This window comes from Streptomyces sp. DSM 42067, from assembly GCF_055792885.1.
In genome coordinates this window covers 654,587-674,740 of the sequence record NZ_CM147706.1, presented here as the reverse complement: position 1 = coordinate 674,740, position 20,154 = coordinate 654,587, and the positions used below count along the sequence as shown (strand labels likewise).

Annotated in this window: 17 protein-coding genes; 10 read left to right on the top strand and 7 right to left on the bottom strand. The window is 70.2% G+C overall.

All coding sequences use genetic code 11. The annotated features are described in order from the left end of the window. The first annotated feature begins 242 nt into the window (after nucleotides 1–242). A complete protein-coding gene (locus ACSMXV_RS03415) occupies nucleotides 243–884 on the top strand; it encodes an HAD family acid phosphatase (RefSeq protein WP_473176208.1) in 642 nt (213 codons plus the stop codon). Nucleotides 885–923: 39 nt separating this feature from the next. Here ACSMXV_RS03415 and ACSMXV_RS03410 read toward each other — a convergent pair whose 3' ends face one another. Both ACSMXV_RS03410 and ACSMXV_RS03405 read right to left on the bottom strand, forming a co-directional pair. Next, nucleotides 924–1,934 (bottom strand): MASE1 domain-containing protein, encoded by a 1,011-nt coding sequence (locus ACSMXV_RS03410; RefSeq protein ID WP_473176207.1) that lies wholly within the window; start codon nucleotides 1,932–1,934, stop codon nucleotides 924–926. 4 nt (nucleotides 1,935–1,938) lie between these two features. Continuing rightward, on the bottom strand, nucleotides 1,939–2,754 hold the full coding sequence (locus ACSMXV_RS03405) for a PP2C family protein-serine/threonine phosphatase (protein ID WP_473176206.1): 816 nt from the start codon (nucleotides 2,752–2,754) through the stop codon (nucleotides 1,939–1,941). Nucleotides 2,755–2,984: 230 nt separating this feature from the next. Between ACSMXV_RS03405 and ACSMXV_RS03400 the strand changes: the two genes are divergently transcribed. After that, nucleotides 2,985–3,392 carry a hypothetical protein gene (locus ACSMXV_RS03400; protein ID WP_181862846.1) on the top strand — a complete coding sequence of 136 codons (408 nt, stop codon included), beginning with the start codon at nucleotides 2,985–2,987 and terminating at the stop codon, nucleotides 3,390–3,392. 209 nt (nucleotides 3,393–3,601) lie between these two features. On the opposite strand, the gene ACSMXV_RS03395 is transcribed toward ACSMXV_RS03400, so the two are convergent. Next, nucleotides 3,602–4,042 carry a MarR family winged helix-turn-helix transcriptional regulator gene (locus ACSMXV_RS03395; RefSeq protein ID WP_473179224.1) on the bottom strand — a complete coding sequence of 147 codons (441 nt, stop codon included), beginning with the start codon at nucleotides 4,040–4,042 and terminating at the stop codon, nucleotides 3,602–3,604. Between the two features lie 206 nt (nucleotides 4,043–4,248). Between ACSMXV_RS03395 and ACSMXV_RS03390 the strand changes: the two genes are divergently transcribed. The 3 genes from ACSMXV_RS03390 (at nucleotide 4,249) to ACSMXV_RS03380 (ending at nucleotide 7,916) form a co-directional block, all read left to right on the top strand. Next, nucleotides 4,249–5,736, top strand: coding sequence for an aldehyde dehydrogenase family protein (locus ACSMXV_RS03390; protein ID WP_473176205.1), 1,488 nt, complete (start codon nucleotides 4,249–4,251; stop codon nucleotides 5,734–5,736). A 362-nt stretch (nucleotides 5,737–6,098) separates the two neighbouring features. After that, on the top strand, nucleotides 6,099–7,205 hold the full coding sequence (locus ACSMXV_RS03385; protein WP_473176204.1) for an NAD(P)-dependent alcohol dehydrogenase: 1,107 nt from the start codon (nucleotides 6,099–6,101) through the stop codon (nucleotides 7,203–7,205). 192 nt (nucleotides 7,206–7,397) lie between these two features. Next, a complete protein-coding gene (locus tag ACSMXV_RS03380; protein ID WP_473176203.1) occupies nucleotides 7,398–7,916 on the top strand; it encodes a mycothiol transferase in 519 nt (172 codons plus the stop codon). Nucleotides 7,917–7,942: 26 nt separating this feature from the next. Here the strand turns inward: ACSMXV_RS03380 and ACSMXV_RS03375 are convergent, their stop codons facing one another. Continuing rightward, on the bottom strand, nucleotides 7,943–9,172 hold the full coding sequence (locus ACSMXV_RS03375) for a PP2C family protein-serine/threonine phosphatase (protein WP_473179223.1): 1,230 nt from the start codon (nucleotides 9,170–9,172) through the stop codon (nucleotides 7,943–7,945). 330 nt (nucleotides 9,173–9,502) lie between these two features. Here ACSMXV_RS03375 and ACSMXV_RS03370 point away from each other — a divergent pair, with 330 nt between their 5' ends. After that, on the top strand, nucleotides 9,503–10,066 hold the full coding sequence (locus ACSMXV_RS03370; RefSeq protein ID WP_473176202.1) for a hemerythrin domain-containing protein: 564 nt from the start codon (nucleotides 9,503–9,505) through the stop codon (nucleotides 10,064–10,066). A 270-nt stretch (nucleotides 10,067–10,336) separates the two neighbouring features. Here ACSMXV_RS03370 and ACSMXV_RS03365 read toward each other — a convergent pair whose 3' ends face one another. Further along, the gene (locus ACSMXV_RS03365) at nucleotides 10,337–11,578 is read right to left on the bottom strand and encodes an FUSC family protein (protein ID WP_473176201.1); all 1,242 of its coding nucleotides are present in this window, start codon (nucleotides 11,576–11,578) and stop codon (nucleotides 10,337–10,339) included. Nucleotides 11,579–11,702: 124 nt separating this feature from the next. Beyond that, nucleotides 11,703–12,182 (bottom strand): VOC family protein, encoded by a 480-nt coding sequence (locus ACSMXV_RS03360; protein WP_473176200.1) that lies wholly within the window; start codon nucleotides 12,180–12,182, stop codon nucleotides 11,703–11,705. Between the two features lie 250 nt (nucleotides 12,183–12,432). Here ACSMXV_RS03360 and ACSMXV_RS03355 point away from each other — a divergent pair, with 250 nt between their 5' ends. Next, nucleotides 12,433–13,305, top strand: a complete 873-nt coding sequence (locus ACSMXV_RS03355) for a universal stress protein (RefSeq protein WP_473179222.1) — start codon at nucleotides 12,433–12,435, stop codon at nucleotides 13,303–13,305. 15 nt (nucleotides 13,306–13,320) lie between these two features. Here the strand turns inward: ACSMXV_RS03355 and ppk2 are convergent, their stop codons facing one another. Then, a complete protein-coding gene (gene ppk2 / locus ACSMXV_RS03350; protein ID WP_473176199.1) occupies nucleotides 13,321–14,139 on the bottom strand; it encodes a polyphosphate kinase 2 in 819 nt (272 codons plus the stop codon). A gap of 50 nt (nucleotides 14,140–14,189) precedes the next feature. On the opposite strand from ppk2, the gene ACSMXV_RS03345 reads away from it, so the two are divergent. The 3 genes from ACSMXV_RS03345 to ACSMXV_RS03335 all read left to right on the top strand — a co-directional run bounded on the left by ACSMXV_RS03345 (nucleotide 14,190) and on the right by ACSMXV_RS03335 (nucleotide 20,061). Next, nucleotides 14,190–16,574, top strand: a complete 2,385-nt coding sequence (locus ACSMXV_RS03345) for a phosphoketolase family protein (protein ID WP_473176198.1) — start codon at nucleotides 14,190–14,192, stop codon at nucleotides 16,572–16,574. Between the two features lie 113 nt (nucleotides 16,575–16,687). Next, nucleotides 16,688–17,467 carry an HAD family hydrolase gene (locus ACSMXV_RS03340; RefSeq protein ID WP_473176197.1) on the top strand — a complete coding sequence of 260 codons (780 nt, stop codon included), beginning with the start codon at nucleotides 16,688–16,690 and terminating at the stop codon, nucleotides 17,465–17,467. A gap of 2 nt (nucleotides 17,468–17,469) precedes the next feature. After that, complete coding sequence (locus tag ACSMXV_RS03335; protein ID WP_473176196.1) at nucleotides 17,470–20,061, top strand: glycoside hydrolase family 65 protein; 2,592 nt, start codon at nucleotides 17,470–17,472, stop codon at nucleotides 20,059–20,061. The last annotated feature ends 93 nt before the right edge of the window (nucleotides 20,062–20,154 follow it).

The following is a 20,154-nucleotide window of genomic DNA, read 5'->3' as shown; positions in this document are numbered from 1 at the left end:
GCTCTCGCTGACCGGAGTGGTTTCTCCAATCTCCGGACCTCCGACCGCTGTTGGCCGGCCGCCCCAGCCCTCTCAAGGCCAACTCCGCTGCCCCCACTCCAAGAAGTTGTTCGTCGAGAGTCTTCTACCGGTCGGTTACCTGCCGGTAGCCTCGCGTCCACTCGCGATCGTGAGCATGACAGCGACGTGCGAGGGCGAAGTGGTCGCGCTCGCCGACCCCCCACTTCAAGGAGCAGCGGACCATGACAGGACGCGGTGTGCGTCAGCGGATCGGCGCGGTTTCGGTCGTTGCGGCGCTGGGCCTGGGGGTGAACGCCGCCGCCACCGTGCCGGCGGCCGCCGCTGCCCCGGCAGCGACGACGACCGCCGCCTCGGCACTGCAGGCAGAGGTCGATTACGCCACCTGGCAGAACGACGTGCGGGCAGTGATCGACCAGGCGCTGCCCTATGTCCAGCAGCGCACCGCGAACGCCGCCGGGCAGAAGCTCGCCATCGTCTTCGACGTCGACAACACGACGCTGGAGACGGACTTCCACCCCTGGTACGAGCTGCCCACCCCGGCCGTCAAGCCGTCCCTGGAGCTGGCCCGGTACGCGAAGGCCCGGGGTGTCGCCGTCTTCTTCGTCACCGCACGGCCGGGCATCATCAAGAGCCTCACGGACGCCAATCTGAAGGCCGTGGGCTATCCCGTCTCCGGCATTTACGTACGCGACCTTCCCGACCTGTTCGACGAGGTCAGTGCCTACAAGACCAGCAAGCGGGGAGAGATCGAGGCGCAGGGCTACACGATCATCGCCAACGTCGGCAACCGCGAGTCCGACCTCGTTGGCGGCCACGCCGAGCGGACCTTCAAACTGCCCGACTACGACGGGCAGTTGTCCTGAGGCGCCTCGGTTCCGCGGGCATGAGCAGCTCGCAACGGGTTACGCGTCCCGGCCGCGCTCCGTCCGCGACCGGGTGGGCGGCCACGCCTCGCCCTTCTCGACCGGGGTCAGCCGCGCCAGCGCCTCGGTCAGCCGTCGGCAGACCTGCTCGATCTCCCGGCGGGTGTGGTCCCGCTCGGTGATGGTGACCGCGAGCAACAGGGCTGTCAGGGCGACGGACCCGTTGAGGGCCTGCAGGATGACCATTTTGGCGAGGAGGTCGTGCCCGGAGAACGGGCCGACCCCTTGCGTGCCCGCATCGATCGCGATGACCGAAACGATCAGTACGCAGGGAGCGGCGCCGACCAGCTGGAAGCGGAACGCCGCCCAGATCAGGCAGGGGAACACGAGGAAGAGCAGGCCGAGGGTGCTGCGGGTGGCCACCGCGGCGACGACGGCGGTGCCGGCCAGCAGGGCCACTGCCTCGGCCCAGCGGTGGACGGGAACACCACGTGGCCACCGGTAGGTGCGGATGGCCAGCAGGAGCGGTGCGATGACCAGCACGCCCATCGCATCGCCCGTCCACCACACCGACCAGGCAGGCCAGAACTCGTCGGCCGCCAGGGCGCCGGAGAGCACCAGTACCCCCGTTCCGAGGGTCGCACTGATCAGCATTCCTCCCAGCGCGCCCAGGAAGACCAGGGCGAGCGCGTCCCGCAGCCGGTCCATCTCGATGCGGAAGCCGGCCCGTCTGAGCAGCAGATACGCGCAGACCGGGGCCAGTGTGTTGCCGACCGCGATCGCGGCCACCGGAAGAATCGAAGGACCGAGCGACACGTTCACCAGGAACGCGCCGATTGCGATTCCCGGCCAGATCCGTATGCCCCAGAGCAGGAGGCCCACCAGGGCGATACCGGTCGGCGGCCAGAACGGTGTGATCTGCCCACGGACCAGCTGCTGCATCAGCCCGATCCTGGCGGCCGCGTAGTAGACCGCCGCGACGGCAGCGATCCGCAGGCCCAGCGCGGCGTAGTGCCGGAGCCGTTCGTTGCTGCTCGCCATGGCGGTCATGGCGCTACCTGTCGTAGGTGAGTACGAGCACGGCGGCGTCGTCGCTGTGGCCGGTGAGGTCCGCCACTTTGATCACTTCGGTGGCCAGGGTGTCGGGGTCTGCTCCGCACGCGGCACGGACCAGTTCGGCCACCCGGTCGAGGCCGTCCTCGATCTCGTAGCTCGGGCCTTCCACCACGCCGTCCGTGAGCAGGACGAAGGCTCCCTTGCCCGTCAGCAGGCGGTGGGTCGACGGGTACTTCTCGTCGGACGCGATGCCCAGGGGCAGACCGCCGTCGGCCATGACGACCTCGCAGTGGCCGTCGGCCGTCGCCCAGACCGCGGGAATGTGTCCGGCGCGGGAAGCCGTCAGCTCGCCGGTCGCCGGCTCGAAGCGCAGGAACAAGCAGGTCACGAAGAGCTCGGAGCCCATGGAGACCAGCAGGTCGTTCGTGCGGCGCAGCACCTCGGCCGGGTCGGTGGTGGCCACCGCGACGGCGCGCAGGCAGGTGCGTACCTGCCCCATGTAGGCCGCGGCCTCGACATCGTGGCCCTGTACGTCGCCGATAGCGGCCCCCACCGAGCCGTCCGGCATACGGAAGACGTCGTACCAGTCGCCGCCGATGTCCAGACCGTCCCTGGCGGGTGCGTACCGTCCCGCGACCCGCAGGCCGGGCAGGTGCGGTATCTCTGTGGGGAGGCATTGGCGCTGAAGTGCGGCGGCCAGCTCCACGCGGGCCTGCTGCAACTTGATGCGCTCGAGTATCTGGCCGGTGAGCTCACCGAGCGTGCGCAATCGCTCTTCGGCGCTGGTGGGCGGACCAGTACGGCGTCTGGGCATGGCATAACACTCCGGTGTTTGTCGGAGTTGCGCCATATATCACGTTACCGCTGTTGCGGGAGTCTTTTACTGGTTGATTCTGGTGACCATGCGGTGAGACGGCGCGCGTTCCGACGGCAGGCATGAGGGGTACCCCGGTGCCATGCCCCTCGTCCAGGTCGCCGCCGCGGCACCGAAGGGTGAGGCTGTAGAGGGGCACAGCGCCCTGTGAGGAGAGGAGCGAACCGAGAGTGAACAGCACTCAAGCGCATGAGCCAGAGGTCCAGGCACATGAACCAGAGGTCACGGTGGAGCTCAGCGAATGCTCGGCGCAGGACGCTCACACCGTCTTCTCCGCCCTGCGCACATCCTTCGGATGCGACCGCCGGCCCAATGAGGTGCCGCACGAGGCCCACGCCACCCGCCCGACCGTCTGGAACGCGACGTTCGACGTGTGTGAGCCAGGGGCCGCCGGAAAGCTGGGCGCCGTGGCCGAACCCGCGGAGCTGAGCGGTCCCGTCGTCGCGAACATCCAGGGCGGCTACCACGCGGTCGACCGTATGCGCGACACCCTGGGCGCCGTGTTCGCCGTAGAGGTGGTCGGCAAGGTCTCCGGTGACCAGGAGACCGAGATCCAACTGCGGCTGACGACGAAGTAGCCGGCCGCAGCCGGTCCTGCCCCTCCCGGGGCGGTCCGGCGCGTGCCCGGCCAGGTCGACGTCCGACCTGCCCGGCCCGCAGGAGTCGGAAACCTTGGCGCCGGACTCAGGGCTCACACTGGAACTGAGAGGGGCACACGCCGGGACGCCCATGCGGCGAAAGACAGAACAGCCATACGGTGAGACGGCGGTGCCCCAGTGGCAGTGGTTCAGTGCGGGGGAATCTCCGCCAGGGCCGCACGGCAGCGGTTGAGGTAATCTGCCAGATTGCGTCGCTGAGCGGGGGTCAGGCCGGAGAGCATCCGCTCCTCGAGTTCCCTCACTGCCTCCTCGTACGTGTCGAGAAGGTCCCGGCCCGCCTCGGTGAGGCTGAGGAGCAGGACCCGCCGGTTATCCGGGTTGCGGCGGCGGGTGATCAGGCCGCGCCGCTCCAGGGCCGTGACCATGTCCGCCATGGACTGCGCCGTGACGAAGGAGTTGCGGGCGAGCTGCGCGGAACTCATCCCGTCGCGGCGGCGGAGCACCGTGAGCGCGGTGTACTGCAGCGCGGTGATACCGGCCGGCTTGACCAGCTCGTCCAGGTGCGAGCGGGTCACGAGCTCGACCTGCTTGATCGTGTACAGCAGGGTCGGATGCGGGACCTCCGCGATGCCCGTCGCTCCTCCGTCGCCGCTCCTGCTGGCTGTGCGCGCCACGTGGCTCCTCCGCCGTCCTCGACATTCAGGTTTCCTGATTATGCCCAGGCTCTTGCCATCGGCGCCATGGGGCGTAATCATCAGGAAACCTGTTGGTCGCAGTGGTGCGGCCACCATCTGTGCGGTGCGGCGAGCGGCCGCGCCGGGAAGGCGAGCGGGCCATGTCCCTTTCCGAGGAGCAGAACGCCTCCACTGTGCGCAGGCCGCACATCGAACCGGGCAGGCTTTTCATCGACGGCGAGTGGCGCGAAGCGGACGCCAAGGGCCGCCGGGACGTGATCGATCCGTCCACGGGCCAGGTACTGACGACCGTCGCGGAGGCCGACGCCGCCGACCTCGACGCCGCCGTCGCGGCAGCGCGCAAGGCGTTCGACGAGAGCGGCTGGGCGCAGCTTCCGGGCCGTGAGCGGGCCCGCATCCTGAACCGCGTCGGCGACATCATCCGCCGCCGCGCGGACGAGCTCGTCGCCACAGAGAGCGCGAACGTCGGCAAGCCGGTGTCGCTGTGCCGCGCCGTCGATGTCGCGACCGCCGCCGAGGAGTACGAGTACTGCGCCGCGCTGGCGCAGACCATCGAGGGCTCCACCCGGCAGATCCCGATCCCCTCGCACGCCTACACCCGCCGTGAGCCGCTCGGCGTCGTGGGCGCGATCACTCCCTTCAACTTCCCGCTGATCCTCAGCAGTTCGAAGATCGCTCCCGCGCTCGCCGCCGGCAACACCGTGGTCCACAAGCCCGCCGAGGACACCCCGCTCAGCGCCCTGCTGATGGCGGAGATCCTGGCCGAGGCCGGAGTCCCGAACGGTGTGCTGAACGTCGTCACCGGCAGCGGCACCGTGGTCGGCGAGGCGCTGCTCCGCCACCCCGGCATCGACAAGGTCGCCTTCACCGGCTCGACGAAGATCGGCCGCCACGCCGCCGCTGTCGCCGGTGAGGCCCTCAAGCCCGTCACCATGGAGCTCGGCGGCAACGCCGCGCACATCGTCTTCGAGGACGCCGACCTGGAGAAGGCGATCGGCGCCGCCATCAAGGGCTTCATCTTCAACACCGGCCAGTTCTGTATGGGCGGACCACGCCTGCTGGTGCACAGCTCCCTGTACGAGGCCGTGGTGGGCGCGCTCGCCGGGGCGGTCCCCGGTGTGCCGGTCGGCGACCCGTTCGACCCGGCGACCGTCATCGGACCGATGGCCGGCGAACGGCACCTCGCCAAGGTCGAGGAGTACGTCCGCATCGCCAAGGAGGAAGGCGGCCGCATCGTCGCAGGCGGCGAGCGGCTCGACCTCGACGGCGGCTACTACTACAAGCCGACCGTCATCGCAGACCTGGGCAACGACTCGCGCGCCGTGCAGGAGGAGATCTTCGGGCCGGTCCTGACCGTGCAGTCCTTCGAGACCGAGGACGCGGCCGTGGCCATGGCCAACAGCACGCCGTACGGCCTCGCCTCCGGCCTGCAGACGTCAGACCTGGCCCGCGCACACCGGGTGGCGGCCAAGCTGCAGGCGGGCATCGTCTGGGTCAACGACTGGGCGATGCTCGACCCGGCGATCCCCTTCGGCGGCGTCAAGCAGTCCGGCTTCGGACGCGAGTACGGGCCGGAGGCCCTGGAGGCGTACACCAAGGTCAAGTCCGTGGTGATCTCGCTGGCCTGACGGGCCGTTCCCCAGCCCTGGCAGTACCCGCCGGTCGCCGGCGCCCGCACGACCCATGTCCGCATCCCGCACCACCACCGCTCTGCCGGTTCACGCCCGGTCGGCGCGCGGCCCGGCCGGCCCACCCCCCTGGCCGGACCACCGCTCGGCCGGTCCGCCCTCGCCCCTGCCGGGCGAGGGGCCTGGACCGGCTCGCTGGGCCTTTGCTCTTCCCCGGCGAGGGCTTCTCCACCCGGTGGGGCCTCGTCCCTCCCCTGCGAGGCCCCATCCCACTCGATCGGCATCCCACCCGATCGGCCTTCCACACTCCCCGACCGGGTCACTTCCCCGCCCGGCCCGCGCCGTCCGCAAGGAGCTTGCACATGACCACCACCACTGCCGCGGCTGTCGTCGAGTCGGCAGGCGCCGGCTTCTCCCTCTCCGAGGTCGAACTCGCCGAACCTCGCCCGGACGAGGTCCTCGTACGCATGGTCGCCGCGGGCGTCTGCCACACCGACCTGGGTGTCGCCGCGGGAGGGCTGCCCTTCCCGCTGCCCGGTGTGCTGGGCCATGAGGGCGCGGGTGTCGTGGAGGCCGTCGGCTCCGCCGTGAGCCGGGTCAAGCCCGGTGACCACGTCCTGCTGTCCTTCACCTCCTGCGGCCGGTGCGCCAACTGCCGCGACGGTCACCCCGCGTACTGCGAGGCCTGGCTGCCGCTGAACCTGCTGGGCGGAGCCCGCGCGGACGGTTCGGCCACCCTGACCCGCGGCGGCGAGGCCATCGGCGGGCACTTCTTCGGCCAGTCGTCCTTCGCCCGGCATGCGCTGGTCGACGAACGGAGCCTGGTCAAGGTCCCGGCCGACGTGCCGCTGGAGCTCATGGCACCGCTCGGCTGCGGCGTGCAGACCGGTGCGGGCGCCGTGTGGAACGTACTGAAGCCCCGGCCCGGCGCGAGCCTCGTCGTCACCGGCGCCGGCGCGGTCGGCCTGTCCGCGGTCATGGCGGCCCGGCTGACCCCCGCCACGCGCATCATCGCCGTCGACCGCGTACCCGCCCGGCTCGAGCTGGCGCGCGAGCTCGGCGCGACCCACACCATCGACACCACCAGCGACGACCTGGCCGAGACCGTCGCCGCGATCACCGGTGGCGCCGGAGCCGACGGCGTGGTCGAGACGACCGGCAACATCCAGGTGGCGGGCGCCGCGATCGGTACCCTCGCCGCCCGCGGCACGGCGGTCCTGGTCGGAGCCCCGGCCTTCGGCTCGACCGTGCCGGTGGACGTCAACTTCATGCTGCCGGGCCGCCGGGTCGTCGGTCTGACCCTCGGCGACAGCGAGACGGAGGCCCTCATCCCGGTCCTGGTCGAACTCGTGGCCTCCGGCCGTATGCCGGTCGACCGGCTGGTCAAGCACTACAAGTTCGAGGAGATCCAGCGAGCCGTCGGGGACGTGGTGTCCGGCGAGGCAATCAAGCCGGTCCTGAAGTTCTGATCCATCCGGAACGCGCAGGACCACCGGGCCGCCGCGGCGCCGCACGCCGCGGCGGCCCTTTGCGTTGAGGCACGCCCGCGCCATGTGCTTCTCGGTGCGGGGAAGCTGGAGCTCGTCCATTGTGGAAACGGCAGGCACCGTCCCGTCGCGGGTCGGTGCCGACGGCAAGCCGCAACGGGCAAGGGGCAGGACGTGAACAGTGCGGATGTGTTGCGCGACGGCTACGGCCGCATCCAGGAGGCGGTACACGCCGCCGTCGAGGGGCTCTCGCCCGAGGAGCTCACCGCCCGGATCGATCCCGAGGCCAACTCGATCGCCTGGCTGGTGTGGCACCTGACCCGGGTGCAGGACGACCACATCTCCGACGTCGCAGGCCTCGAGCAGGTATGGCTGTCCCAGGACTGGGCAGGCCGTTTCGGACTTCCCTACACGAAGCGGGCGACCGGGTTCGGCCACAGCAGCCGACAGGTCGGGAAGATGAAGGTCGAGTCGGGCGAACTGCTGCTCGGGTACTACGACGCCGTGCACGAGCAGACCCTCGACTTCCTCAGCGGCCTCGAGGAGGGCGACCTCGACCGCGTCGTGGACGAGAGCTGGACCCCTCCGGTCACCCTCGGCGTCCGCCTGGTCAGCGTCATTGAGGACGACCTCCAGCATGCGGGCCAGGCGGCTTTCGTACGTGGCGTGCTGGAGCGTCATCAGGAGGAATGACCAACGTGCCGTGAGCCCCTGCGTCGTCACAGGCGCAGAATGACCAGAGCCGTGTCGTCGGTGTTCCCGCTGCTCGGAAGCAGATCGGTGAGGAGGACGTCGGCTAGTTCCTCGGCCCCCAGGGCCCGATGCCTCGTGAGGCAGTCGGCGAGCCGGCCGAGACCGGCGTAGATGTCCTCGCCCCGACGCTCGATGAGGCCGTCGGTGTACAGGACGAGGACGGAGCCGTCTGCGAAGTACGTGCGGGCCTGCGGCCGGGGCACATGCTTGACGCGGGCACCGAGCGGAGGGTCGGTGGCCTTGTCGAGGAACCGCACGGCACCGGTGGGGTCGAGGACGGCGGGCGGCAGGTGCCCGGCGCTGCTGTAGGTGACGGTCCCTGCTTCGTGGTCGATCGCGGCCAGGACCGCGGTGGTGGACTCGGCGCCCTCCACCGACCTGGCGTACAGACCCAGCGCGTCAAGGGCCTCCGCGGGCCCCTCCGCGACCCGCACGGCGGCAGACAACGCGCTGCGCAGCTGCCCCATGACACACGCCGCCTCCAGACCATGACCCACGACGTCGCCGACGGTCACCGCGATCCGGCCCTCCTCCAGATCGACGAGGTCGTACCAGTCGCCGCACACGTTCAGCGTTCCGACGGCGGGCCGGTAGCGCACCGCCACACTGTGGCGCCCAATATGCTCGGGCGACGGCAGCATGGCCCGCTGCAGCGCCAGGGCCACCCCGCGTTCCCGTGAGTGGGCCTCGCGCAGCCGCTCGTTGAGCTCCTGCAGCTCCCGGGCGCGGGTGAAGAGGTCGGCCTCCATCAGCCGCTGCTGGTCCCCGCCGTCCGCCTGCCCACGGGCGCGCATGAGCTCGGTGACCTCCTCGACCCGGTGGACGAGCAGCACCACCTTCCCGTCCTGATCCAGAACGGGAGCGTTGATCGGGCTCCAGTACCGCTCCTCGAACACGCCGGGCCGGTCGGGTACCTGCACGTCGTAACGCTGGAGCGCCATGCTGTCGGGCTCCCCGGTGGCCGCCACCCGTTCCAGGGACGCCCGGAGGTTGCGCGTTCCTGACGCGGCGGGATCGGCTGGATTGTCGGGGAAAACGTCGAACAGGTGGCGGCCGATCAGCCGGTCGCGCCGAAGCCCCGACTGGCGCTGATATGCCTGGTTCGCGTCAAGGATGACGAGCTCCGGATCGAGCACCAGCGCGGCGCTGGGAAGCGCCTGGAATACGCCCTCGTAGTCGATACCGGACTCTCGCATGATCTGCCCGCCTGAACCGACGCCCATTCCGATCTCCCGGAGCTCCCAGAATAGACAGGAAGCCCTCCCCGGACGGGCGGGAAGCCCTCGTCCGGCCATTTCCCGTGGGAATACCGGTGCCTTTCCGCGTTCGCCGGGGCGGTTTCCTCCTGCCCCTCCGGGGCCTCACTCGTGCGGCCGGGCGGACCATCGTTCCTGGTCCGATGGGGCGTAGCCGAGGTGTTCCCGCGAACGGAACGCGGGGGTTCCCGCGCGGAGGGGTTTCACTGTCGTCCGGACGGGTCTTCGTACGGGAGGGGAAGGCCTCGGAACGCACAGAGGAGCAGCGCAATGGGACACGGCGGAGACGTCATCGCCGAATTGATCACCGACCACGAGGAAGTCGAGGAGATCTTCGTCAACATCGAGGGGCTGCCGTCCGGCGACACAATGCGGAAGCAGCACGCGGACCGGGCGACCATCGAATTGGTCCGGCATTCGGTGGCGGAGGAGGCGTATCTCTATCCGGCCGTACGCGAACACGTCCCGGGCGGTGGCGAAATCGCGGACAAGGAGCTGGAGGACCACGCCCGCGCCGAGCGCACGATGAAGGAGCTGGAGGCCTGCGAGGCCGGCGATCCCCAGTTCGACACGCTGATCACCCAGCTGATCGCAGAGATCCGGGAACACATCACGGACGAGGAGGAGAACCTCTTCCCACGGCTGCGCGAGTCCTGCAGCACGGAGACGCTCAACGAACTCGGGGACAAGGTCAGGCAGGCCAAGAAGACGGCGCCCACCCGCCCGCATCCGTCCGCTCCCGACCAGCCGCCCCTCAACAAGCTGCTAGCGCCCGGCGTGGGACTGGTCGACCGGCTGCGCGACACGCTGACCGGCCGCGGCAAGGAGTCCTGAGAGCGGCCGGAGAGCGTTCTGAGAGCGTTCTGAGAGCGGGGATCTGCCCGGCCGTGGATCGTCCACGTGCCGGGCAGAGGCGTGCCAGGGCCCTGCCGCCGTGGCGTGCCAGGGGCACCCACCGTCGCGGCCTCACCGGGGCACTTACGGTCGTGGCATCACCAGAGCACCCCACGGTCGCGGCCTCACCAGGGCACTCACGGTAGTGGCGTGCACAGGGCCGTCACGACCCACGGCACTCACAACTCCCGGCCGTTGGCGTGCGCGGCTTCACGGCGTGTCGCCCCGCGATGGCCGGTCGCTGCCGAGCCGGTGGCGGATACGGGCCAGCCACGGGTGGCGTTCCCGCTGCTCGCGCGCGTTGCGGTCGAGTTCCTCCAGCAAGCGCTTGGAGCGGTGCTCCATGTCCAGCTCGTCGAGGATCCGGTTGACCTCGGTGAGCAGTGCACCGTGGAGGTGCCAGTTGCGGGGGTCCTGCTGCACGCCTTCCAGCAGTGTGAGTGCCAGTTTGTCGCGGCTCGCGTTGGCCGCCGCCAGTTCGCCGGCGAGCCTTGCCTCGGCGGCCTCGGCGTTCTCGCTGACCTGAGTCGTGACCAGCACCGCGAAACTGACCACGGCATCGGCGACATGTCCCAGCAGCTCCTGCAGGGCCACACCGATGTCCCGCCGGAGGAGCGGCTCGTCGGTCCTCCGTATCTTGGCTAGATCGGTGAGGGTACGGGCCAGCACACGCAGCACGACCGTGCAGATCTCCAGGGTGTCGAGGCCTGTCCGCAGTACGACCCGGTGCAGCAGGCCCTCCTTCACCCGCGGGTTGAGCCGCAGACTGTCCTCGGCCTGCCGCAGTGCCGCGTCGACTTCGGCGATGTCGTGGTCGAGCCGACGCGCCTCGTGCAGCTGGTCGGCGGCCTGGTCGGGCGGCGTGGGGGAGGTCAGCTGCTCGCAGCTGCGGAGCATCAGCCGGCGCATACGGCGGGCCAGGTCCTCGATCGATGCGCCCGCTTCGCCGACCCACACGGGGGGCACCAGCAGGAAGTTGAAGGCCAGGCCCACCGCGGCGCCGATCAGCGTCTCCAGCACCCGGTCCCACGCGGTGTCCGCCACCCGGGTCACACCGAGCACCAGCATGGCGCTGATCGCCACCTCGGGGACGAACTCACTCACGCGGACGAAGTGGCCGACGGTGAGGGACGCCAGGATGATCAGGCCCAGGCTCCACCAGGTCAGCCCGACCAGCGCGCTGAACCCGATGGCGATCAGCACGCCGACCACGACGGAGTTCACCCGGCGGATGCCGGTGGTCAGCGTGGCGTAAAGAGTCACCTGTACGACCAGCAGTGCGGTGAGCGGAGCGGTCAGCGGCGCCGGCTCGCTGCTCAGCTGGAGGGCGACGACATAGGCGATGGTGGCTGCCGCGGCGGAACGCAGCGTCTGTACGACGACAGGCTCGCGGCGCCGCTTCACGAACTCGGCCACCGGTGCAGCCACTGCTGCACCACGTACTTCAGGCATCCTTGGTCACTTCCCGGCTCTGCGGCACCACAGACCACCAACGTGGTACAGGGTGCCGCAGCGCGTGGGGGAAGCGTGGCTGTGACCGAGGGCCGGGACGGAGCCGGTGGTCGTACGGGTGGTCCTATTCGCCGGCGTACGCCTTCTCCAGGGCGGCGATGTCGAGCTTGACCATCGAGAGCATCGCCTCGGTGGCGCGCTTCGCCTTCTCCGGCTCCGGGTCGCTGATCATCTCGATGAGGCCGGCGGGGATGACCTGCCAGGACACGCCGTACTTGTCCTTGAGCCAGCCGCAGGCGACTCCCTGGCCGCCCTCGGAGAGCCTGTCCCAGTAGTAGTCGAGCTCCTTCTGGTCGTCGCAGAAGACCTGGAACGAGATGGCCTCGGTGAACGTGAACTCCGGCCCGCCGTTCAGCGCGACGAACCTCTGGCCGTTGGCCTCGAACTCGACGGTCACGACCGAGCCGGCGGGACCGGGCCCGGCCTCGCCGTAACGGACGATCCTCCCCAGCCGGGAGTCCTTGAAGATCGAGATGTAGTGGTTCGCCGCTTCCTCGGCCTGCACGTCGAACCACAGGCACGTGGTGAATCCCTTTGCTGCCATCGGTACCTCCTCGCAGATGAGCGTGTGCACCTGTACCGACCCGTCCGGGGCCGCAAACTCATCGGTGCCCGGCGAGTGTCTTGTTCGCCCGTGTGGAGCCCCTCCGTTGCGCCGCCGCCCGTACCTCCCGATCTTGGGCACGGTCCTGACCGGACCAGTGTCGTCCCGGAACCAGTGTCAGCGGCCCGATCGGGGGCACCCAGCACCGCATCAGGGTGATTCAGCTGGTGAGGTCTAGGCGGTGGGAGCCATGGAGCTGCCGGTGGTCGTGGGCGTGGATGGGTCTGAGCCGAGTCTTCGGGCCGCCGAGTGGGCCGCCGACGAGGCCGTGCTGCACGGGGTCCAGCTACGCGTCGTGCACGCGTCGCTGTGGGAGAAATACGAAGGGGCTGCCCTCGCCGAGGAACTGGGCCGCCCCTCCGAGCGGGTGATCGCCGAGAACATCGTCGGCGCCGCGGCCGAGCTGGCCCGGCAGCGGAATCCGGAGGTGAAGATCTCGACGGCCGTACTGCCCGAGGACACGGTGACCGCCCTGCTGCGCGCGGGCCGGAACGCCTCGGTGCTGGTCACGGGCTCGCGTGGGCGCAGTGGTCTGGCCGAGCTGCTGCTCGGCTCGGTGAGCCTGGCGGTCGCCGCACATGCCGACTGCCCGGTGATCGTGCTGCGCGGCATCCACGATCCGCACAGCGTGCACCGGCGTGTCGTCCTGGGCGTGGGTGAACCGCCCCGGGGTACGGCCGCCGTGCGTTTCGCGCTGGAGGAGGCCGAGGTCCGCGGTGCCGAGCTGTACGCCGTACGAGCCTGGCGGCGCCCCGCGCATGAGACCCCGAACCATCCGCTGATGGTCGGCGACCCGGCGCACTACCACGAGACCCGGGCCGCGGAGATCCTCGACGAGGTGCTGGAGGAGGCCGAGCAGGACCATCCCGGTGTCACGCTGTGTCGCCGGACCGTCGAGGGGACGGCCCGCAGGGTGCTTCGCGAGGCGTCCGCCATGGCCGATCTGCTGGTCGTCGGTGCCCAGCGCCATCACGGGAATTTCGGCCTCCAGCTGGGCCGGATCGCCCACTCGGTGCTGCACCACGCCGCATGCCCCGTCGCCGTCGTACCGCAGCGGGCCTGAGCCGTGGCCGGCTTCTCACTCCGTAAGGGTCGCCGCGTGGTCGGGGACGTATGTCTGCAGATCGCGCGGCGGGCGCTCGTAGCCCTTGGACGGCGGCCTGGGCGGGAGTTCGAGGTCCGGATACGGCACCTCGTGGTAGAGGACGGAATCGAGCAGATGGGCGATCATATTGATCCTCGCCCGGCGCTTGTTGTCGCTCTCGACCACGAACCAGGGCGCCTCGGGGATGTCGGTGTGGACCATCATGTCGTCCTTGGCGCGCGAGTAGTCCTCCCAGCGGGTGATCGACTCCAGGTCCATCGGCGAGAGCTTCCACCGCTTCGTCGGGTCCTCCAGACGCTGGCGGAAGCGCCTCTCCTGCTCGGCGTCGCTCACCGAGAACCAGTACTTGCGCAGCAGGATCCCGTCCTCCACCAGCATCCGCTCGAAGATCGGGCACTGGTGCAGAAAGCGCTGGTGCTCCTCCTTCGTGCAGAAGCCCATGACGTGCTCGACGCCCGCGCGGTTGTACCAGCTGCGGTCGAAGAGCGCGATCTCGCCCGCCGCGGGCAGATGCGCGACATACCGCTGGAAGTACCACTGGGTCCGTTCGCGCTCGGTGGGCGTGGGCAGCGCGACGATCCGCGCGACCCGCGGATTGAGGCGATCCGCGACCCGCTTGATCGTGCCGCCCTTGCCGGCGGCGTCCCGGCCCTCGAACACCACCACCAGCCGGGCGCCCTCGGCGCGCACCCACTCCTGGAGCTTCACGAGCTCGGTCTGCAGCCGCAGCAGCTCGCGCTCGTAGACCTTCCGCGGCAGGGCTGCCGACTCCTCCGGCTTCGTCCCGGCCATACCGCCTCCTCACCCCGACGACGCTCACCTACGACGTTACGGAGTCATTCATGCGCAAGGTCAAGCGCCAGGACAGCACGGTACTGACCGACGACGAACTGACCGGCCTGGACGCCCACTGGCGGGCCGCCAACTATCTGTCCGCCGGCCAGATCTACCTGATGACGAACCCGCTGCTGAGGGAGGAGCTGCGCCCCGAGCACATCAAGCCACGGCTGCTCGGTCACTGGGGCACCTCCCCGGGCCTGAACCTCGTCCACACGCATCTCAACCGCGTCATCAAGGCCCGCGGCCGCGACACGGTGTGCATCTGGGGCCCCGGCCACGGCGGCCCGTCGGTCCTCGCCAACTCCTGGCTGGAGGGCAGCTACACCGAGACCTACCCGGATGTGACCCGGGACGAGGCCGGGATGGAGCGCCTCTTCCGGCAGTTCTCCTTCCCGGGCGGCGTGCCGAGCCATGTCGCTCCCGAGACCCCGGGCTCCATCCACGAGGGCGGCGAGCTCGGGTACGCCCTCACGCACGCGTACGGCGCGGCGCTCGACCATCCCGGTCTGCTCGTCGCCTGCGTCATCGGCGACGGCGAGGCCGAGACCGGCCCGCTGGCCGCGTCCTGGCACTCCAACAAGCTCCTCGACCCCGTCCACGACGGCGCCGTGCTGCCGATCCTCCACCTCAACGGCTACAAGATCGCCAACCCGACGGTCCTGGCACGGCTCCCCGAGAGCGAACTCGACGAGCTGCTGCGCGGGTACGGCCACGAGCCGATCCATGTCGCAGGTGACGAGCCGAAGGCGGTGCACCGCGCCATGGCCGCGGCCCTCGACCGGGCACTGGACCGCATCGACAGCGTTCAGCGCGCGGCCCGCGAGGACGGCGCGACCGAGCGCCCCCGCTGGCCCGTGATCGTGCTGCGCACGCCCAAGGGCTGGACGGGACCCGCCGAGGTCGACGGCCAACCGGTCGAGGGCACCTGGCGCTCCCACCAGGTGCCGCTCGCCGGAGTGCGCGAGAACCCGGAACACCTGCGGCAGTTGGAGGCCTGGCTGCGCTCGTACTGGCCCGAGGAGCTCTTCGACGAGAACGGCAGGCCCCGGGAGCAGGTCCTCGCATGCATTCCAGAAGGCGACCTGCGGCTCGGTTCGACGCCGTACGCCAACGGCGGCCTGCTCGTACGTGAACTGCCGATGCCGGAGCTGGAGCGCTTCGCCGTACCCGTGGACAAGCCGGGCGCGACCATGCACGAGCCCACCCGGGTCCTCGGCGGTTTCGTCCAGCAGATCATGGAGGCCACGCAGGAGCGCCGGGACTTCCGCGTCGTGGGCCCCGACGAGACCGAGTCCAACCGGCTCGGTGCCGTCTACGGCGCCACCGGCAAGGCCTGGCAGGCCCAGATCCTGCCGTCCGACGAGCACCTGTCCCGGCACGGCCGGGTCATGGAGATCCTCTCCGAACACCTCTGCCAGGGCTGGCTGGAGGGCTATCTGCTCACCGGCCGGCACGGCCTGTTCTCCTGCTACGAGGCGTTCGTGCACATCGTCGACTCGATGGTCAACCAGCACATCAAGTGGCTGCGGACGTCCCGGCAGCTGTCCTGGCGGGCTCCCATCGCGTCCCTCAACTACCTGCTGACCTCCCATGTATGGCGCCAGGACCACAACGGCTTCTCCCACCAGGATCCCGGCTTCGTCGACCATGTCCTCAACAAGAGCCCCGAGGTCGTACGGGTCTATCTGCCGCCGGACGCCAACACCCTGCTGTCGGTCGCGGACCACGCGCTGCGCAGCCGTGACTACGTGAATGTGATCGTCGCCGGCAAGCAGCCCTGCTTCGACTGGCTGTCGATGGACGAGGCGCGAGTGCACTGCGCGCGCGGCGCCGGCATCTGGGAGTGGGCGGGCACCGAGAACGGCGGGCGCGAACCCGATGTCGTCCTCGCCTGCGCGGGCGATGTGCCCACCCAGGAGGTGCTGGCCGCGGCCGGGCTGCTCCGCCGCCATCTGCCCGACCTCGTCGTGCGCGTCGTCAACGTCGTCGACATCGCCCGGCTGATGCCGCGGGAGGAACATCCCCACGGCATGAGCGACTTCGAGTTCGACGGCCTCTTCACCCGCGACAAGCCGGTGATCTTCGCCTACCACGGGTACCCGTGGCTGATCCACCGACTGGCCTACCGACGGGAGGGCCACCACCACCTCCATGTCCGCGGCTACAAGGAGCGGGGCACCACCACGACCCCGTTCGACATGGTCGTCAGCAACGACATGGACCGCTACCGGCTCGTCATGGACGTCGTCGACCGGGTCCCCGGCCTCGCGGTGCGCGCCGCCGCCGTGCGCCAGGAGATGGCCGACGCCCGGACCCGGCACCACGACTGGATCCGTGCGCATGGTGTCGACATGCCCGAGGTCGCGGAATGGACCTGGGCGGGATGAGCACACGAATCCACACAGCGCGCGTGCCCGTACCCGCACGCGCGCGTGCAGCCGTCTCGTTCCCGAGCCGGTCTGCGCGCCCGTATCCCCTTTGCGACGACAGGGGGCACAGCATGACGGCAGAGGCCCTGCCCCGGGTCCTGCGCGGCATGGCGGCCGCGATCCTGGACACCGACGGTGTGATCACCGACTCCGCGCGGATACACGCCGCCGCGTGGAAGACGGCCTTCGACGCCTGCCTGCGCGACCATCGGACCCCGGACCCCGCCCAGCGCCGCCCCTTCGACGTACGCGACGACTATCTGCGGTACGTCGACGGAAAGTCCCGCCTGGACGGGGCAGCGGACTTCCTCGCGTCCCGCGGCCTCCACCTGCCTCCCGGCGATCCGGCGGACGAGCCCGGCACGGGCACCGTGCGGGCCGTTGCCGCGCTCAAGGAGAGGCTGTTCACCCAGCTGCTGCGTGAGCAAGGCGTCGACGCCTATCCGGGCACCGTCCGGCTGCTGGACGTGCTGCACGCCGCCCGGTTCCCGCTGGCGGCCGCGTCCGCATCCCGGCACGCCCGCGAACTCCTGGAACGCGCGGGGGTGCTGGACCTCCTCGACGCCCTCGTCGACGGCGGCGAAGCGGCCCGGCTGCACCTGCCCGGCAAGCCCGATCCCGCTCTGTTCCTGGAGGCCTCCCGGCGCCTTGGCGTCCCGCCGGGCGCTGCCGCCGTCGTCGAGGACGCCCTGGCCGGCGTCGAGGCAGGGCGGCGCGGCGGCTTCGGACTGGTCGTCGGCGTGGACCGCGCGCGCACCCCGCAGACGCGTGCCGGCCTGCTGAAGCAGGGAGCGGACCTGGTGGTACAGGACCTGGGGGACCTCCTCACCGAAGAAAGCCCGGAGAACTGACCATGAGCCACTTGACCTGGGAGTACGAGGGCTACGACCCGGCACAGGAACGGCTGCGCGAATCCCTCTGCACCCTCGGCAACGGCTATTTCGCGACCCGGGGTGCTGCCCCCGAGTGCTCGGCGGATGCGATCCACTACCCCGGCACCTATGTGGCGGGCTGCTACAACCGCCTGACGTCGGCGGTGGCCGGGCGGCGCGTCGAGAACGAGGACATGGTCAACATGCCCAACTGGCTGCCGCTGCGCTTCCGTATCCGCCCGGACACCGAGGAGGGATCAGACCTGGCGGGGTCGTCAGGGCGATCCGAGTGGTCCCAGGGGTCCGGGCCCCCGGGTCCACTCGGCCGATACGAGGCCTCTTCGGCGCCCTCAGGGGCCCTCGATGCCGCATGGACCGGCAAGGCCACCCGGACCCTCGATGCGGCCGGTGCTCTTCAGACCGCGGAGGCGCCGCAACCCGCCGAGACCGACCGCGCACGATGGTTCTCCCCGGAGACACACCGGCTTCCTTACCACCGCCAGACGCTGGACCTGGACTCCGGCACGCTCGAGCGCGTGTTCCGCTACGAAGACGAGCTGGGCCGGCGCGTCGCGGTGCGGCAGCAGCGCCTTGTCCACATGTCGCAGCCCCATCTGGCGCTGCTGCGCACCGAGTTCACGGCGGAGGGATGGGAAGGGGACCTGGAGGTCGAGTCCGCCATCGACGGGTCGGTGGAGAACACGGGCGTCGAGCGGTACCGGCAGCTGAACACCCGCCACCTCACCCACGTCCACACCGGCTCGTCGGCCGCCGACACGGTGTGGCTGCGCTGCCGTACCCGCACCTCCGACATCCGTGTCGGCATGGCGGCCCGTACGATCGCGGACGCGCCGTCCGAGTCGGTCATCCGCCACGAGGGCATGCGGGTCCTCCACGTCCTGCGCTTCCCGCTGGCTCCGGGGCGCACCGTCACCGTCGACAAGACCGTGGCCCTGGACACCTCCCGGGACCGGGCCATCAGCGACCCGCTGCACGCCGCGGTCGACCGGATCCGCCGCGCCCCGTCCGCCGAGGCGCTGCTGGCCTCCCAGTACACCGCCTGGCAGCAGTTGTGGAGCACGGCGGAACTGGACGTGCCGGGCGCGTCCGGCTCCATCCTGCGCCTGCACCTCTTCCACGTCCTGCAGACCCTGTCGCCGAACACCGCGGACCTCGATGTCGGCGTGCCGGCCCGTGGCCTGCACGGCGAGGCCTACCGGGGGCACGTCTTCTGGGACGAACTGTTCGTGCTGCCGTATCTGAACCTGCACTTCCCCGAGGTCTCGCGGGCCATGCTCGACTACCGCCACCGCCGCCTCGAACGCGCCTGCTGGGCCGCCCGCGACGCCGGCCGCGCCGGAGCCATGTACCCGTGGCAGAGCGGCAGCAACGGTCGTGAGGAGACGCAGAAGCTGCATCTCAACCCGCGCTCGGGGCGGTGGCTGCCGGACCACTCGCACCTCCAGCACCACGTCGGTTCGGCGATCGCGTACAACATCTGGCAGTACTGCGAGGCCAGCGGCGACATGGAGTTCCTCCACACCAAGGGCGCCGAGATGCTGCTCCAGATCGCGCGGTTCTGGGCGAGTTCCGCGACGTACGACGAGGCGCTCGGCCGGTACCGGATCCTGCGTGTCGTCGGCCCCGACGAGTACCACGAGGCCTACCCGGGTGCGAAGGAACCGGGCCTGGACGACAACGCGTACACGAACGTCATGGCGGCCTGGGTGCTGGCGCGGGCGCTCGACGTGCTGCACGTCCTGCCCGAACCCCGGCGCCGGCAGCTCCTCGAACGCATCGGTCTCGAACCGGAGGAACCGGACCTGTGGGAGGACGTCTCCCACAAGCTGTACGTGCCCTTCCACGCGGGCGTGATCAGCCAGTTCGAGGGCTACGGCGATCTCGCCGAGCTCGACTGGGAGGCCTACCGCAGGCGCTACGGGGACATCCGGCGCCTCGACCGGATCCTGGAGGCCGAGGGCGACTCGGTCAACCACTACCAGGCCTCCAAGCAGGCCGACGTGCTGATGCTCGGCTATCTCTTCTCACCCGCCGAACTCCAGGGCCTCTTCCGCAGGCTCGGTTACCACCTCGACGAGGAGGACTGGCACCGCACGGTCGACTACTACCTGCACCGCACCAGCCACGGCTCGACGCTCAGCAGCCTCGTCCACGGCTGGGTACTCGCCCGGGTACAGCGCGCGGAGGCATGGATGTACTGCCAGGAGGCGCTGGCCGGGGACATCGCCGACGTCCAGGGCGGGACCACGGGAGAGGGCATCCACCTCGGCGCGATGGCCGGCACCCTCGACTTCGTCCAGCGCGGACTGACCGGCCTGGAGACCCGGCGCGGCGCCATGTGCCTGGATCCCGTGCCGCTCCCGGAGCTGTCCGAGTACGGCTTCGCCGTCCGCTACCAGGGCCACTGGGGCGTGCGGTTCGTGCTGCGCCCGGGACAGCTGGAGGTCACCGTGCCGGACTCCGACCGCGACCCGATCGACATCACCCTGCCGGACCGCACGGTGGCCGTGGCCCCGGGGGAGTCGTGCACGCTGATGCTGCCGCACGGGTGACCTGCGGGTTCTGCGCGATGGACCCGTTGTTCGCGCGCTCCCGGCCGGGCACACGGAGAGACGAGGACCAGGCGCGCATATGGATCAATCGTT

What these genes read in the sequence shown, in the direction of transcription:
- ACSMXV_RS03415 (WP_473176208.1), top strand. Translation starts at nt 243, where the DNA reads ATGACAGGACGCGGTGTGCGTCAGCGGATCGGCGCGGTTTCGGTCGTT.
- ACSMXV_RS03410 (WP_473176207.1), bottom strand. Translation starts at nt 1,934, where the DNA reads ATGACCGCCATGGCGAGCAGCAACGAACGGCTCCGGCACTACGCCGCG.
- ACSMXV_RS03405 (WP_473176206.1), bottom strand. Translation starts at nt 2,754, where the DNA reads ATGCCCAGACGCCGTACTGGTCCGCCCACCAGCGCCGAAGAGCGATTG.
- ACSMXV_RS03390 (WP_473176205.1), top strand. Translation starts at nt 4,249, where the DNA reads ATGTCCCTTTCCGAGGAGCAGAACGCCTCCACTGTGCGCAGGCCGCAC.
- ACSMXV_RS03385 (WP_473176204.1), top strand. Translation starts at nt 6,099, where the DNA reads ATGACCACCACCACTGCCGCGGCTGTCGTCGAGTCGGCAGGCGCCGGC.
- ACSMXV_RS03375 (WP_473179223.1), bottom strand. Translation starts at nt 9,172, where the DNA reads ATGCGAGAGTCCGGTATCGACTACGAGGGCGTATTCCAGGCGCTTCCC.
- ACSMXV_RS03370 (WP_473176202.1), top strand. Translation starts at nt 9,503, where the DNA reads ATGGGACACGGCGGAGACGTCATCGCCGAATTGATCACCGACCACGAG.
- ACSMXV_RS03365 (WP_473176201.1), bottom strand. Translation starts at nt 11,578, where the DNA reads ATGCCTGAAGTACGTGGTGCAGCAGTGGCTGCACCGGTGGCCGAGTTC.
- ACSMXV_RS03360 (WP_473176200.1), bottom strand. Translation starts at nt 12,182, where the DNA reads ATGGCAGCAAAGGGATTCACCACGTGCCTGTGGTTCGACGTGCAGGCC.
- ACSMXV_RS03355 (WP_473179222.1), top strand. Translation starts at nt 12,433, where the DNA reads ATGGAGCTGCCGGTGGTCGTGGGCGTGGATGGGTCTGAGCCGAGTCTT.
- ppk2 (WP_473176199.1), bottom strand. Translation starts at nt 14,139, where the DNA reads ATGGCCGGGACGAAGCCGGAGGAGTCGGCAGCCCTGCCGCGGAAGGTC.
- ACSMXV_RS03345 (WP_473176198.1), top strand. Translation starts at nt 14,190, where the DNA reads ATGCGCAAGGTCAAGCGCCAGGACAGCACGGTACTGACCGACGACGAA.
- ACSMXV_RS03340 (WP_473176197.1), top strand. Translation starts at nt 16,688, where the DNA reads ATGACGGCAGAGGCCCTGCCCCGGGTCCTGCGCGGCATGGCGGCCGCG.
- ACSMXV_RS03335 (WP_473176196.1), top strand. Translation starts at nt 17,470, where the DNA reads ATGAGCCACTTGACCTGGGAGTACGAGGGCTACGACCCGGCACAGGAA.